Below are 14,898 nucleotides of genomic sequence, written 5' to 3' on the forward strand. Positions count from 1 at the left end.
ATACGTTCTCCTTTTTAATTAAACAACAAATGATATATTTTAGGGACAAATAAAATCAACCCAACGATAACGGCAAAACAAGCGGTCACTAAAACTGCTCCAGCTGCCATATCTTTGATTTTTTTCCCAATCGGATGAAAATGAAAATCCGTAAACATGTCCACGACATTTTCAAAAACAGTATTGATGATCTCTACTATCCATACGAGAAAAACAGCTAAAAGCAGCCATAACCATTCTATCCGATCAAGTTGGAAAATCACGCCCATAAACAAAGCGAGGATTCCGAACGCAACATGTTTCCTCATGTTGCGTTCTTCCTCAAAAACGGTTTTGACTCCTTGGACGGCAAATTCCACGGACATCAGGAAATGTTTGTTTTTCTCTACGTTTTTATCTTTTAAGTCCATAGGCATCTAAGATCTCTTTCTGTAAACCAAACATTTCTTTCTCATCCTCTGGTGTCATATGGTCATACCCGTTGATATGCAAGAATCCATGAACCGCTAAAAAGCCAAGTTCCCGATCATACGAATGGCCGTAAGCTTCTGCTTGCTCTGCAGCACGTTCAGTAGAGATCATGATGTCTCCCAGTACACGAGGTAATGGATTCTCTCCATCTTCAAAAATCACTGGGATTTCGTCTTCGCCCTCTTCTTCCAAGGCAAAACTGATGACGTCTGTCGGTGCATCTTTTCCACGGTAATCACGATTGATTACTTGGATTGCTGCGTTGTCCATGAAAGTAACAGACATTTCTGTTTCTTCTGGCAACTCTAAATATGATGCTGCAAATTGCAACAAGTCGTCGATTTCTTTCATTTTCTCTTCTGATACTTGGTTTGTTTCATCCATGAAAGTAATATCCATTATACATCGCTTCTTTCTATTCTTCTTGCTATTCTTCTTGTTCTTCTTTTATCTTCTCAACTTCCGATTTCATTTTAGGATATTTGATCCGAGAATGGAAGGTACTGCTTAAACCGCTGATCAATGATTTTTCTACTTTACGGATTTCTTTTAACGTCAATCCACTGTCGTCCAATTGTCCATCGGAAATACGCTCTTCTATAAGATTATGGACAAAACTTTCGATTTTTTCGCTCGTTGGATGGTCCATTGCCCGTACTGCCGCTTCACAACTGTCAGCTATATTGACGATTCCTGCTTCACGGCTTTGAGGTTTTGGTCCAGGATAACGGAATTGCTCTTCCGTGACTTCCGGGTTGCGTTCCTTTGCCTTAACGTAGAAATAACGCATCAGCGTGGTTCCATGATGCTGTCTGCAAATATCGATCACCATTTGCGGCATATTATAATCTTCCAATATTTTGGCACCATCTGTCACATGTCCAAAGATAATATGTTTACTGTCTTCTGGCAATAAGAAATTGTGCGGATTTTCCGCTCCTGAAGGCAAGTTCTCAACGAAAAAGCTGGCGTGTTTGATCTTGCCGATATCATGATAATAGCAAGCTACTCGAGTTAGTAAAGAACGTCCACCGATTTCTGCTACAGCATTAGCACTTAGATTGGCTACCATCATGCTATGGTGATACGTACCTGGTGCTTCTTCCAGCAACTGTTTCAATAAAGGATGATTAGGATTGCTGAGTTCATTTAATACGATCACACTATCATCATTGACCATCAATTCAATATAGGGGTGCAGACCTATCGTCAGCAAGAATGAGAACAATGCACCTGTGAATCCGCAGACTAGCGTTAACCAAGTCGTTGCATCCCCAAAGCTCATTCCTTGGTAGATAATCAAAATGACATCCATCATCACAGGAAAAATAATGACCCACATAGCAGCGGATAACCCTTGTTCTGAGATCCGTTTGCGTCTGACGATCGTTGCCATGAGACCAGAAAATACATAGGACATCAAAATAACTGTCAGAAAGTTCGTGCCAATCGAATCATAAAAAATGAAAAGTGCGGATACTGCTTGGAAAATACCAGCCATGATCCCTGCTCTTCGATTCAAGAAAAAGCTTAAAACAAGTGGAGCAAAAGCCGCGGGGTAAAACAGCGGAATATAAGCAGCTTGTTCTGTTTGGAAGAGTTGGAAAAATTTCATTAGTACGACGCTGACTGACATTGCTGTCACGTAGAAAAGTACGTATTTTGTTCTTTCTCCTGCATTTTGAAATTGGAGTGAATTATAAATCAGTACACCGATTTGAAGCAAAACAGCTAAAACCATGGCAATGAGTGGGAAAATCGAAGTCGTTTGATTCGTCAATCCTAGTAATTCCAATTTTTTCATCGCTGAAGCATCAATTTGATTTCCTTCGCGAACAATGATTTCTCCTTGGAAGATCATCACTGGTTGTACAGCTTCTCGTGCAGATTGTTTTAATTCTTCTGTCTTTTTCTCATTCAATACATCATTGACTACAATGCCTTGATCCACTAAGTAGCGAATCATTTGTTGCTGCTCTGTTGTGACATTCAAATATTGAATCTGATCTTCTGCTTCTTGTTTAAAAGCTTCCAATTCGCTTTCACGAACTTGTTTACTCATCTGTTCGTCAATGAGCTTCAAACTTTCATCCCTAACCGTGTGAATTTCCGTTTCAGTCATTTCAAATATCGTCGAATAAAAATTGTTCGGCAGTTTTTGGTAAAACGCAACGTTTTCTGCATTCACGTTTTCAAAATTTTTCTTCAGTGTAGCAATCCGCTCTTCTGTAGTAGGTTTCGGGATATTTTCATCTTCCTTCGCCTTATCTACCTTGTCATTATAAGATTTGTTGATGGTATCATTCGTCTTATCGATCAATTCGAATAATTGCTTGATCCGATTGTTCTGGTCATCTGCCAGATCTTTTTGATAAGTATATTCTGGAGTCACTGCTTCTGCTGCCAGTTTTCTTCTTTGTTCGGTTTCTTCCGTGTTCTCGATCGTTTTATTCGCACGGATACTCTCTTCTGCTACTTGGCCTTCTCTAAAATCATTGGCCTTTTGTTTGACACTACTAAATGTAACGCCGCAGACAATGATAAAAAACAAGAACAGAAGGAAAGGCAATGCTGCCTTTCCGAGTTTTTCTTGTAGTTTCTGCAGTGTTTTATTCAACATGTGCTTATCCTCCTAAGCAAAGCTTATTCTTGATGAAGATCCGCCTTTTCATAAGCTTTGATGATTTCGGCAACTACAGGGTGCCGAACAACGTCACTTGCTTCAAAATTAACAAAATCGATTTTTTTGATTTGCTTTAGTGTTCGTTCTGCATGAACAAGACCACTTGTCGTCCCTCGAGGCAAGTCTATCTGACTTGTATCCCCATTGACAATCATTTTTGATTGATAACCGAGACGGGTCAAGAACATTTTCATCTGAGCGACTGTCGTGTTTTGTGCTTCGTCCAAGATAACGAATGCATCATCCAATGTCCGCCCCCGCATGTAAGCTAAAGGTGCGATTTCGATCACGCCTCGTTCCATCAATCGGTTCGTATGATCCAATCCAAAAATTTGGTATAAAGCATCATAAACAGGCCGCAGATAAGGATCCACTTTTTCTTTCAGATCCCCGGGTAGAAAGCCTAGGTTTTCCCCTGCCTCCACAGCGGGCCGTGTCAAAATGATTTTTTGCACTTCGCCTTTTTTTAAGGCAGCAATTGCTAATACTACGGCAAGAAACGTTTTCCCTGTTCCGGCTGGCCCTACACCAAATACGATGTCATGTTTGGCTACCGATTCAACGTATTTCTTTTGACCGCTGTTTTTTACCCGTATAGGTTTTCCATTACGGTCTTTGACGATCTCTTCCTCATACATCTCAACAAAATAATCTAATGTACCTTTTTGCCCCATTTTCAATGCCGTCACAACATCTGGTGTACTTACGTGGATTCCTCGTTTGATCAATTCCTGTAATGTCCGAATGACTGAGGCAGCCAAGGAAATCTGGGATTGTTCACCAATGATCTGAATGATTTCTCCACGTGTATGGATGGTTGTTTCCGTTGTTTCCTCGATCAGTTTTATATGCTTGTCGTGTGCACCTAAAAGCATGCTGACATCATCAGCAGCTGTCAATCTAATCTCTAAAGAACTAGACTCTTCCGTCAAAAATAGACATCCCCTTTTTTTCGATTCATTCTTTCCTATTTTACCATACTCAGAAGAAACTATATAGCAAATAAGAAAAGGTTGTAAAAGAGTCGCTTAACCATACGTACCAAGAAACGTTAAAAAATAGCCGTTTTTCATTCGCTAAAGGTCTCGTTTTGATAAAAAGAATCTGAGAATGTAAGTTATATGAAAGTGGAGAACAAAATATTCCGTTTCATTCAGCAGGTATTCTCTAGGTATTTTTCTTGTTTCAAAAAAAGAAAACAAAATAGTTAAAATATTCTTGCATTTCAAAAAAAACAGGTGTATTATTACGTCAACAAATAAACATACAGCAAAGCGTCGAGGAAAACAGTAGGCTATTCAACGATTTATTCCCAGTGAGTCATGTAAGTGAGAAATGACAATAAATCGAATAGACGAACATCATTTCCGAGTCAATGTCGAAAACGTAGATCATTGTGGCTGCCTCCATTATCAGGCTAGCGGATAACTTTATCAAAAAGCGTCCGTGAATGAAGAAGCTTTTTTAAGCGAAAAAAGGTGGTACCGTTCTAGAATCTAGAGCCCTTTTCCCAAGTGGAAAAGGGCTTTTTTTTATATTTTAAGGTGGTGGTTTTCATGGAATCTGATATTAGTGGCATTACTAATTGCTGCAACGTCTATATCGTCAATCAAAATGATAATTATTGGAGGAAAAATTTATGGAAGAAACAAAAACTTATTCATGGAAACAACTATTGATGGTCAGTTCACTTATCTTCGGGATGTTCTTCGGGTCAGGTAATCTAATCTTTCCTGTCCACTTAGGTCAAATGGCTGGCGCAAACTGGGTCAGTGCTGGCGTAGGATTTGCCATCTCAGGCGCTCTTTTCCCATTACTAGCTATCTTAGCTGTAGTAGTGACAAAAAGTGATGGTCTGTATGACTTAGCTAAACCTGTCGGAAAATGGTATGCTGCCTTGTTCTTAATCCTTGTTCATTTGACGATCGGACCATTTTTCGGTACACCACGGACAGCTGCTACTGCTTTTGAAATGGCTGCTAAACCATTTTTGCCTGAAAAATATAATTCATTAGGTATGTTTTTATTCTCTGCTCTTTTCTTTTTACTTGCTTATTTCCTTACTGTCCATCCCACACGGTTGGTCAAATACGTCGGAAAGTATCTAAACTCCTTGTTTCTTGCATTATTAGCAATCATTTTTGTCGTTTCTTTATTCCACCCAATGGGAAATCTAAATCAATCTGCTGCAGATACTTACCAAACAAACGCTTTAACAAATGGTGTCCTAGAAGGTTATAACACGGTTGATGCAGTAGCCTTGCTTGCCTTAAGTGTCACTTTTGTCCATGCAGTCCGTGACCTTGGTTTCAAAGATAAAAAAGTCACAGAATTAACAGCAAAAGCTGGTAGCCTGAGCGTTGCGCTAGAAGTCATGATCTATTTTGGTCTTGTTCTTCTCGGTGCGATGAGTTTGAATAAGATGTCTTTATCAGAAAATGGCGGAACTGCACTTTCTCAGATCACTAATTTTTATTTAGGTAACTTCGGCGCTAGCTTCTTAGGAGTGATGGTCACATTAGGTGTCTTCACTACCGCTATGGGACTCGTTGTTTCTTTTGCACAAGATTTCCATAAACTGTTCCCTAAAGTCAGTTATATGACATGGCTGCGGTTAACGACTTTCGTCTCTTTTGTCGTTGCAAATGCTGGTTTGGACAATATCATCCAATGGTCTTTACCAGTATTGATGCTTTTGTATCCATTGTCGCTTGCGTTGATCTTGCTTTCCTTAACAGCAAAATTTTTCCAAAAGACACCATTTGTCTATCAAGTAACGATGTTGTTTGCTGCTGTTCCCGCCGTATTGGATATGCTGGCAAATTCGCCTGCTTTAGTGAGTCAACAAAGAGTTGTAGCAAGCATGCTCGAATTTTATCATCATCACGTTCCTTTTGCTGCATTAGGACTTGGCTGGATGGTCCCAACGTTACTTGGTTACGCTGGCAGCTTACTCTTCTATTACGCCTATCGCCTATCAGGGTACAAACAAGAAGCAAATGAACTACCAGAAGAATAACCAGATCAAACACAATTTAACATAAGAAATATTAAACAGGAAAAAACCAGCTAGATGAAAGAATCCTATTCTTTCGTCTAGCTATTTTTTAGATTTCTTTTTTACGAGCACAAAAAAACTGCGGACAATGATTGTCCGCAGTTTAAATGATAAAATTAAGATTGTAATAGTTCTTTCACAATGGCATTTACTTGGTTTCCATCTGCTTTTCCTTTGACTTTAGGCATGATCGCACCCATGACTTTGCCAAATTCTTTCATTGATAAAGCACCAGTTTGTGTGATTGCTTCTTGAACAAGTTGTCGAATTTCTTCGTCGGAAAGTTGTTCCGGCATGTATTTTTCGACTATCACAATTTCACTTTTTACTTTTTCAGCTAAATCGTCACGTCCTGCTTCTTCAAACTCATGCAAAGAATCACGTCGCTGTTTCATTTCGCGAGACAGCACCGTTAATTCTTCTTCTTCTGTCAAGTCGTGACCTTCTTTAATCTGCTCGTTTTGTATAGATGACTTGATCATTCGGATGACTTGTAAAGATTCCTTATCTTTCGCTTTCATCGCTGTTTTCATGTCATCGTTTAATCTACTTAGTAGTGACACACTACCAACTCCAATTCATCACAGAACTAGAATTTTTTGCGTTTTCTAGCTGCTTCAGATTTTTTCTTGCGTCTTACACTTGGTTTTTCGTAGAATTCACGTTTACGAGATTCTTGTAAAGTACCCGCTTTTGACACGGAACGTTTGAAGCGACGAAGAGCATCGTCAAGTGATTCGTTTTTGCGAACGACTGTTTTTGACATGTTAATTCCCTCCCTCCGAGCTTAAAAAGTAACCGTAATTGTTATTGAAATATATCTCAAAAAACAAGACTGTCCTGTAAATATTATATCTAATGCTGTTTTGACCGTCAAGGAAATCTTGCTTTTTTTTAAAATTATCAAATGTTATTTTATTTAAATCCTTATTGACAATTTTCACATCTTCCGAAAATCTCGAATCTATGCCCTTCGATCGTACATCCACCGAGCTGTTCTTCGAAATAATTCATTGGACACATATGGATTTCTTTCGTTGTTCCGCACACCGTACAGATAAAGTGATGGTGATGGCCGATTTCCCCTTGACAGCAATGAAAACGAAACTTCATCTCTCCATTTAAATCGGTTTCTTCCAGTAAATCGATTTCTGCAAAATCATGGAGATTTCGATAAATCGTATCGTAACTTACTCCTTTGAATTCCTGATTCATATAGTCAAAAACTTCTTTAGCTGATACGTAGCGATTGCGCTTCACTAAATAAGTTAACAATGCTTCTCTTTTTTTAGTATATTTAAAACCGTTATTTTTCAATGTTTCTAGTGATTGTTCGATCAATGTCTGTTTTTTCATGACTTATTCCTCCAAATCAAAATGATTACGAAGTACACATTCTAGAGTATGGTATAATAAACATAAAAAAAATGCAAGTGAGGTTTTATCCATGTCTTCCGATTCTACAGAAATCGTTACTTTTTTTGTCATCTCCGACTCTGCTGGAGAAACTGCGACAAAATTAGCGCAAGCCACTATGGCCCAATATCCTAGCGTTGAGTTCAATTTATTCCGCAGAACATTTGTGACAGATGAGAAAACATTGATGCAGGCACTGCAAGATGCACTAGAAGAAAAAGCTCTTGTCCTGCACACATTGATCAATCAAGAATTGATCGAGATGACGCGTTCTTTTTGTGAAGAACATCAATTATTTAGTTTTGATGTGATGACTCCGCCGATATCAGAAATCGAGCGCTTAACTGGTATCAAGCCCATTCGGCAACCTGGCGCCCTTCATTTATTGAATGAGAACTATTTCAAACGGATCAAAGCAATGGAATTTGCTGTAAAATACGATGACGGGAAAGATCCTCGTGGGTTTCTAGAAGCAGATGTCGTTTTGCTAGGCGTATCCCGAACTTCCAAAACGCCTTTGAGCTTGTTTTTAGCTAACAAAAATTTAAAAGTTGCCAATCTACCTTTGATCCCACAAGCACATATTCCCAAACAGCTTTGGGAGATCGATCCTAAAAAAATCGTGGGACTGACGAATAACCCAGATATTTTAAACAATATCCGTAAAGAACGGATGCGCTCTTACGGATTAAATCCTGATACTGCTTATTCCGATATCGAAAAAATACGAGCTGAACTCGATTTTGCGAATGATCTTTATGAAAAATTGGGCTGCGTAGTAATCAATGTCGCTTCTTTATCTATTGAAGAAACAGCTTCGCTTATTTTGAATGCTTTAGACCTAGAAGACCATAGTTATTATGGAACTGAAACCACCGAAGAAACAGACTAACAATTTTTCTTTAAAAAAACTGGACTGTGTCAGCGAAGAAGATTCGTTGACACAGTCCAGTTTGTCTCTATTTGCACCTATCGTTATTGATGTTCCACATGTTTGAGTGTCTGGTTCAAAATATCCAGTACGTGAGAATCATCAAGACTATACAAAATCGCTTTTCCCTCACGATGGGACTTGACGACATGGTTTTCTCTTAATAAACGCAGTTGATGCGATACAGCAGATTGTTCCATTTCCACTGCTTGGGTGATTGCTGTCACATTTTGTTCCCCGTCTTTCAGATACAGCAGAATTTTGAGACGAGTGGGGTCACTCAACATTTTGAATAGTTGGCTGACTTTCTCTACTTTTGTTTTTTGCGTGTCTGGCAATCCATTCACCTCCAACTTGAAAAAAGACTGACTTCTAAAGTTTACCACTTTTTCCATCAGTCTCAAGTTTTTTTATTCTTCTGTCATCTTTTGGATAATCGCTTCATAAGCGGCTACTTTTTCAGCTGCGTCTTCTGAAGAGTTTCCTTTTACACCGATATAAAACTTGATTTTCGGCTCAGTTCCTGAAGGACGGATAGCGATCCAGCCATTTTCTTCCAGCGTATACTTCAATACATCAGATGGCGGTGTCGTTAGTTTTTCTACATTTCCTTCACGGTTTGTTCTCGTCAACTCTTTGAAGTCTTCTGTTTGGATGACTTTTGCTCCGGCAAATTCTGTTGGTGCTTCTTCACGGAATTTTTCCATCAAAGCAGAGATTTTCGCAGAGCCTTCTTGTCCGCTCATTGTCACAGAAATCGTTTTTTCTGCGTAGTAGCCATAGGTTTCAAAAATCGTTTGCAAGCCGTCATACAACGTTTTGCCTTGTTTTTTATAGTAAGCTGCTACTTCTGCTAATAAGAGCAATGCTTGGATCGCGTCTTTGTCGCGAACGAAAGGTTTAACTAAATAACCGTAACTTTCTTCGAATCCGAACATAAAAGTATGGGAATGATCTTCTTCAAATTGTTGAATTTTTTCAGCAATGAATTTGAATCCTGTCAATACATTGAACATGGTAGCCCCATAGTGTTCCGCAATTGCTGTAGGTAATTCGCTAGAAACGATCGATTTCAATACCGCTGCGTTTTCAGGTAAAGTGCCTCGCGATTGGTGTGCTTCCAAAATATATTGAGCAAACAGTGCTCCGATTTGGTTTCCGGTCAAAACTTCATAGGAGCCATTTGGCAAACGAACGGCTGCACCTAAACGGTCTGCATCAGGATCTGTTGCAATCAGCAAATCAGCGCCTTCTTTCTCGCCAAGTCGTATCGCATACTCAAAAGCAGAGTGTTCTTCTGGATTTGGTGATTTGACTGTAGTGAAATCTGGGTCTGCGACAGCTTGTTCTGGAACTAGTACGAATTGTTCGAATCCAGCTTGTTTCAACGCACGTTCGCCCAACATTTTTCCTGTTCCGTGAAGTGGTGTGTACACAAGTTTCAAATCTTTCCCCATTGTTTCCACCAATTCATGATCAATCGTTACTGCTTTGATTTCTTCTAGATAAGCGGCATCCACTTCTTCTCCGATGATCGTGATCAATCCGCTATGTTCAGCTTCTTCGTCAGATAATACTTCAACTTTTAACGGATTGCTGACTTCACGGACATATTTCGTCAATGCATCTGCGTCTGCAGGAGGCATTTGTCCCCCATCTTCTCCGTAGACTTTATATCCGTTGTAAGCTGCTGGATTGTGGGATGCGGTTACCATGATTCCCGCAAACGTCTTCAAATGACGGACTGCAAAAGAAAGCTCTGGTGTTGGACGTAGACTTTCGAATACATAAGATGGGATATTGTGATGTGCTAATGTTTTGGCTGCTTCCATGGCAAATTCTGGTGATTGATGGCGTGAGTCATAAGCGATAGCGACACCTCGGCGTTTTGTTTCTTCGCCTTGTGTATCCATGAAACGTGCAAGTCCTTCTGTTGCTTGTCTTACCGTATAGATGTTCATTCGATTGATCCCAGGCCCTAAGATTCCCCGCATGCCTGCAGTACCGAATTCCAACGGTGCATAAAAAGCATCTTCAAGTTTTTCAGGATCTTCACCCAGATCATTTAATTGTTTTTTTAAGTTTTCTTCTAAATTTTCTTCATGTACCCATTGTTCATACACTTGTTCCCAAGACATGAAAATAACACCTCTTTCTGAAATATGGTTCTTAATAAGTATAGCATTCACTTATTAGATATGAAAGTACGAGGTCTAAAAAACGCTTAAATCAAGAAAGGATTCTTTTATCAAGCACGGTTGCAAGTATTCGCATAAATCGGATTCAGTAGATTTCACGCGAAAAAAAAGAGTAAAAGAACAATTGAAACCGTTCTTCCACTCTTTTTAAACTTATGCAGTTGTTTCTTCTAAAGATTCCAAGTATTTATACACTTGTTGTCCAGCGATCCCACCATCACCAACAGCAGTAGTGATTTGTCGCAAATCTTTTTCACGAACATCTCCGATGGCAAAAACGCCTGGTATATTCGTCTTCATTTCGTTGTCTGTTGGAATCCAGCCAGCTTCGTTCGTCAACCCTGCTTCTCTAAATGGTGCAGTTAATGGATCCAGTCCAACATAGATGAATACTCCGTCTGCTGCCAAATCAAACTCATTGCCGGTTTTGACATTACGTGCTTTCACACCTGTCACTACCATTTCATTCCCAACGATTTCGTCAACGACTGTATCCCACATAAAGGAAATTTTTTCATTCGCAAATGCACGGTCTTGGATGATCTTTTGTGCACGTAATTCATCTCTACGGTGGACGATGACTACTTCAGAAGCAAATTGTGTCAAATAGATGGCTTCTTCTACTGCTGAGTCTCCTCCTCCGATCACTACTAGACGTTTGTTACGGAAAAACGCACCATCACAAACTGCACAGTAAGAAACGCCACGTCCAGCAAATTCTTCCTCGCCAGGTACGCCTAATTTACGGTGGATACAGCCTGTTGCGATAATGACTGTTTTTCCTTCGTAAGTTTTATCTTCACAAATAACTTCTTTGTGGCTGCCGTGATCCTTGATATCTTGCACGATTCCATAAGCATTTTCTGTCCCAAATCTTGAAACACCTTCATACATCTTATAAGCTAGATCAGGACCCATGATTGAATCGAAACCAGGATAGTTTTCGATTTCTGCCGTATTGTTCATTTGGCCGCCAGGGGCGCCTTGTTCGATCATCAATACGGATAAGTTTGAACGTGAAGCATATAAAGCAGCAGTCATCCCAGCAGGACCTGCGCCAATAACGATTACATCATACATATGTAGATTCTCCTTTACTTAATCAAGTAAGCATACTTTACAGCCAATGCGAAAAAAAGTCTATTGTTCTGCTTGCGTTTCTCGAATAGCTTTATTATACTCGAAAAATCCGCTGAAAAACAATAGACTTTTACAAATCATTGATCAATCATTCGAAAGATTTTCTCCATTTGAATCAATTACTTTTTTATACCAGTTGAATGATTTCTTCTTCGAACGGGCTAATGTGCCATTTCCTTCGTTGTCACGATCGACATAAATGAATCCGTACCTTTTCTTCATCTCACCTGTACCAGCTGATACTAAATCAATACATCCCCAAGTCGTATAGCCTAATAGATCGACTCCATCTAATTCTACTGCATCTTTCATTGCCTGGATATGTGCTGCCAGATAGTCGATTCGATAGTCATCTTCCACATAACCATTCTCATCGGGCGTATCGACTGCACCTAAGCCGTTTTCTACAATAAATAGTGGTTTTTGATAACGATCATAAATATCATTCATCGTTATTCTCAAGCCTAATGGATCAATTTGCCAACCCCATTCACTTGCTTCCAGATATGGATTTTTGACAGAAGCAAAGATATTTCCTGCAGTCTGTTCCAAGAGTTCGTTGTCAGTAGTCGAAACTCGAGAAGAATAATAAGAAAAGGAGATAAAATCAACAGTATGTTCTTTCAGCAATGCGGCATCCCCAGGTTCCATTTTGATCTGAATGCCATTTCGTTCCATTTCTTTCAATGCATAAGCGGGATATTCTCCTCGTGACTGGACATCAATGAAGAAATAATTTTCTCGATCTGATTTTCTAGAAGCCCAAACATCTTCAGGATTGCAAGTGTATGGATAATATGCTCCTGCTGCCAGCATACAGCCTACTTTGTTCTCCGGATCTACTTCATGAGCGATCTTCGTTGCGATGGCACTTGCAACCAACTCATGATGTGCCGCTTGATATTTGATTTGTTCTTCATTTTCTCCTTCTTCAAAATACAGCCCTGCGCCCATGAATGGTGCATGAAGGATCATATTGATCTCATTGAATGTCAACCAATATTTGACAAGTCCTTTATAGCGATTGAAGATGACTCGGCACAGATTTTCATAAAAACCAACGAGTTCTCTAGAACGCCACGCACCATATTCTTTGATCAAATGCATCGGACAATCAAAATGTGTAATCGTCACAAGCGGCTCGATCCCGTACTTTTGACATTCTTTAAAGACATCCTCATAAAATTTCAAACCAGATTCATTTGGCTCATTTTCATCGCCCATTGGAAAAATACGACTCCAAGCAATGGACATCCGATAAGTCTTGAACCCCATTTCTGCAAACAAAGCAATATCTTCCTTATAATGATGATACATATCGATCGCAATTTTTGCTGGATAAAAATGATCTTTATCAAATTCAAACATTTTCTTTTTTCCAGTAATGACAGGAAAACGGTCTTTTCCGATTGGCACAACATCTACGTTCGCTAACCCACGTCCGCCTTCATCATAACCACCCTCGCATTGATTGGCTGCTGTAGCACCGCCCCATAAAAAATCTTTTCTGAATCCCATCATACTTCCTCCATTACATGTGTATTGCTTGACAATTCTCTTGCCAGTTCATCTTGGACTTCGATTCCTTCTGCTTTTAACCGGCTGATTGTTTCCTTGAATTGCGGTAAATACTGCTGATGTGCAATAAACAACTCATCCATGATCCGTTTTGCTGTCTTTCCTGATCGTATAAGCGGATTGATCGTAAACGCTTGTAAAGCTGTTCCATAATCACCAGTCACGGCTGCTTCGATCGTCAGCAATTCCATATTCTTCATTACTTGCAACCAGCCTCTTTCAGCAGCAGGAAGGGAATCAAACGCTACATTTCGTGCGCCTTGTGCGCCAACATAGGCAGTGACTTCTACTACACAATCTGCCGGCAGATCAGGAACAGCTCCATCATTCTTTGTAGACACCACGATCTGTGTTTCTTTATTTCCATAGATCGAAGCAATCGTTTCACAGGCAGCATCTGAATAATAAGCACCACCTCGTTTTTGCAATTGTTCAGGTTTATGATCCAATTCTGGATCTTTGTATAATTCAAACAGCTCTGCTTCTGTTTCTTTCACTTGTTGCGCTCTTGTACCAATCGTTTGATATTCTTCTAAAGCATGTTCCAACATTTCTTCTTCACGGTAGTAATAGCGGTGGTAGCCACAAGGGATCATGTTCATTTGTTTTAATTGTTCTTTGAAAAACGGGATGTCAAAGATATTTTTCGGCAATCCATTGTCTTCATCGTATAAACGATCAATCAAATCTGCTGTGCGGTCATTTCCTTTATTATCTGCTACTTTGTGCCAATGGAAGTGATTTAGACCGGCAAACTTGTAGATCAGCTCTTCTTTTTTCTTGCCAAGCATTGCTGGTTCTGTCATCGTCGCCATTACTGGCACATTGCATAATCCGATCACTTTATCCCATTTGCCATATCTGATAACTGCTTCTGTCACCATCCCGCTTGGGTTCGCGAAATTGATCAGCCAAGCATTTGGACATAAACGCTTCATGTCTTCAACGATTGCCAAAACCACTGGAACGGTACGAAAAGCTTTGAATATCCCGCCAGCACCATTTGTTTCTTGCCCAATCATCCCATAATAACTAGGGATCCGCTCGTCTTTGATTCGTGCATCTAATTGACCGACACGAAACTGAGTCGTAACAAAATCCGCATCTTTCAATGCTTCTTCCCGATCCAAAGTTGCATAGATCTTGACTTCATACGGAGAAGCATCCCACATACGCTGAGACATCTGACTGACGATCTCAAGCTTTTCTTTTCCTTCTTCTACATCTACGAGCCAGATTTCTCGTATCGGTAATTCCTCATATCTTTTGATAAATCCTTCCATCAACTCGGGGGTGTAACTGCTGCCTCCACCAATCGTAGCGATTTTGATTCCTTTTGCCATGTTCTCACTCCTTTGCTTTTTACACTTTTATTATCTTTTTTGTAAACAAAACAAACAATAGAAATTCGTTTCTTTCCAGT

General features: G+C 39.7%; 14 protein-coding genes. 2 read left to right on the forward strand and 12 right to left on the reverse strand.

The annotated features are described in order from the left end of the window. Positions 1–14: 14 nt before the first annotated feature. The 4 genes from HMPREF2961_RS05775 to HMPREF2961_RS05790 are packed head-to-tail and all read right to left on the reverse strand — an operon-like array spanning position 15 to position 4,086. Positions 15–410 carry a diacylglycerol kinase family protein gene (locus HMPREF2961_RS05775; RefSeq protein ID WP_002316408.1) on the reverse strand — a complete coding sequence of 132 codons (396 nt, stop codon included), beginning with the start codon at positions 408–410 and terminating at the stop codon, positions 15–17. Further along, a complete protein-coding gene (gene ybeY / locus HMPREF2961_RS05780; RefSeq protein ID WP_002291700.1) occupies positions 394–870 on the reverse strand; it encodes an rRNA maturation RNase YbeY in 477 nt (158 codons plus the stop codon). Before ybeY ends, HMPREF2961_RS05775 begins: the two co-directional genes overlap by 17 nt. 28 nt (positions 871–898) lie before the next feature. After that, on the reverse strand, positions 899–3,091 hold the full coding sequence (locus HMPREF2961_RS05785) for an HD family phosphohydrolase (protein ID WP_002291699.1): 2,193 nt from the start codon (positions 3,089–3,091) through the stop codon (positions 899–901). A gap of 23 nt (positions 3,092–3,114) precedes the next feature. After that, positions 3,115–4,086 carry a PhoH family protein gene (locus HMPREF2961_RS05790; RefSeq protein ID WP_002291698.1) on the reverse strand — a complete coding sequence of 324 codons (972 nt, stop codon included), beginning with the start codon at positions 4,084–4,086 and terminating at the stop codon, positions 3,115–3,117. A gap of 707 nt (positions 4,087–4,793) precedes the next feature. On the opposite strand from HMPREF2961_RS05790, the gene brnQ reads away from it, so the two are divergent. Then, positions 4,794–6,173, forward strand: coding sequence for a branched-chain amino acid transport system II carrier protein (brnQ, locus tag HMPREF2961_RS05795; protein WP_002291696.1), 1,380 nt, complete (start codon positions 4,794–4,796; stop codon positions 6,171–6,173). Between the two features lie 155 nt (positions 6,174–6,328). Here the strand turns inward: brnQ and HMPREF2961_RS05800 are convergent, their stop codons facing one another. The 3 genes from HMPREF2961_RS05800 to HMPREF2961_RS05810 form a co-directional block, all read right to left on the reverse strand. After that, the gene (locus tag HMPREF2961_RS05800; RefSeq protein WP_070704296.1) at positions 6,329–6,775 is read right to left on the reverse strand and encodes a GatB/YqeY domain-containing protein; all 447 of its coding nucleotides are present in this window, start codon (positions 6,773–6,775) and stop codon (positions 6,329–6,331) included. A 26-nt stretch (positions 6,776–6,801) separates the two neighbouring features. After that, positions 6,802–6,978: a 30S ribosomal protein S21 gene (rpsU, locus tag HMPREF2961_RS05805; protein WP_002287321.1), complete on the reverse strand. Its 177-nt coding sequence runs from the start codon at positions 6,976–6,978 to the stop codon at positions 6,802–6,804. Positions 6,979–7,139: 161 nt separating this feature from the next. After that, entirely contained in the window at positions 7,140–7,568 is a 429-nt protein-coding gene (locus HMPREF2961_RS05810) for a Fur family transcriptional regulator (protein WP_002287322.1), read from the reverse strand. Between the two features lie 91 nt (positions 7,569–7,659). On the opposite strand from HMPREF2961_RS05810, the gene HMPREF2961_RS05815 reads away from it, so the two are divergent. Then, positions 7,660–8,520 (forward strand): pyruvate, water dikinase regulatory protein, encoded by an 861-nt coding sequence (locus tag HMPREF2961_RS05815; RefSeq protein WP_002291694.1) that lies wholly within the window; start codon positions 7,660–7,662, stop codon positions 8,518–8,520. 83 nt (positions 8,521–8,603) lie between these two features. On the opposite strand, the gene HMPREF2961_RS05820 is transcribed toward HMPREF2961_RS05815, so the two are convergent. The 5 genes from HMPREF2961_RS05820 to HMPREF2961_RS05840 form a co-directional block, all read right to left on the reverse strand. Next, positions 8,604–8,954 (reverse strand): ArsR/SmtB family transcription factor, encoded by a 351-nt coding sequence (locus HMPREF2961_RS05820; RefSeq protein WP_002316410.1) that lies wholly within the window; start codon positions 8,952–8,954, stop codon positions 8,604–8,606. Positions 8,955–8,969: 15 nt separating this feature from the next. Beyond that, positions 8,970–10,697: a phospho-sugar mutase gene (locus tag HMPREF2961_RS05825; RefSeq protein WP_002291690.1), complete on the reverse strand. Its 1,728-nt coding sequence runs from the start codon at positions 10,695–10,697 to the stop codon at positions 8,970–8,972. Positions 10,698–10,910: 213 nt separating this feature from the next. Next, positions 10,911–11,837 carry a thioredoxin-disulfide reductase gene (gene trxB / locus HMPREF2961_RS05830; RefSeq protein WP_002291688.1) on the reverse strand — a complete coding sequence of 309 codons (927 nt, stop codon included), beginning with the start codon at positions 11,835–11,837 and terminating at the stop codon, positions 10,911–10,913. A 144-nt stretch (positions 11,838–11,981) separates the two neighbouring features. Further along, positions 11,982–13,415: a 6-phospho-beta-glucosidase gene (locus HMPREF2961_RS05835; RefSeq protein ID WP_002336545.1), complete on the reverse strand. Its 1,434-nt coding sequence runs from the start codon at positions 13,413–13,415 to the stop codon at positions 11,982–11,984. Beyond that, positions 13,415–14,818, reverse strand: a complete 1,404-nt coding sequence (locus HMPREF2961_RS05840) for a 6-phospho-beta-glucosidase (RefSeq protein ID WP_010727064.1) — start codon at positions 14,816–14,818, stop codon at positions 13,415–13,417. Before HMPREF2961_RS05840 ends, HMPREF2961_RS05835 begins: the two co-directional genes overlap by 1 nt. Positions 14,819–14,898 lie beyond the last annotated feature (80 nt).

Origin of the sequence: Enterococcus sp. HMSC076E04, assembly GCF_001814285.1 — a bacterium.
GTDB lineage: Bacteria > Bacillota > Bacilli > Lactobacillales > Enterococcaceae > Enterococcus_B > Enterococcus_B lactis.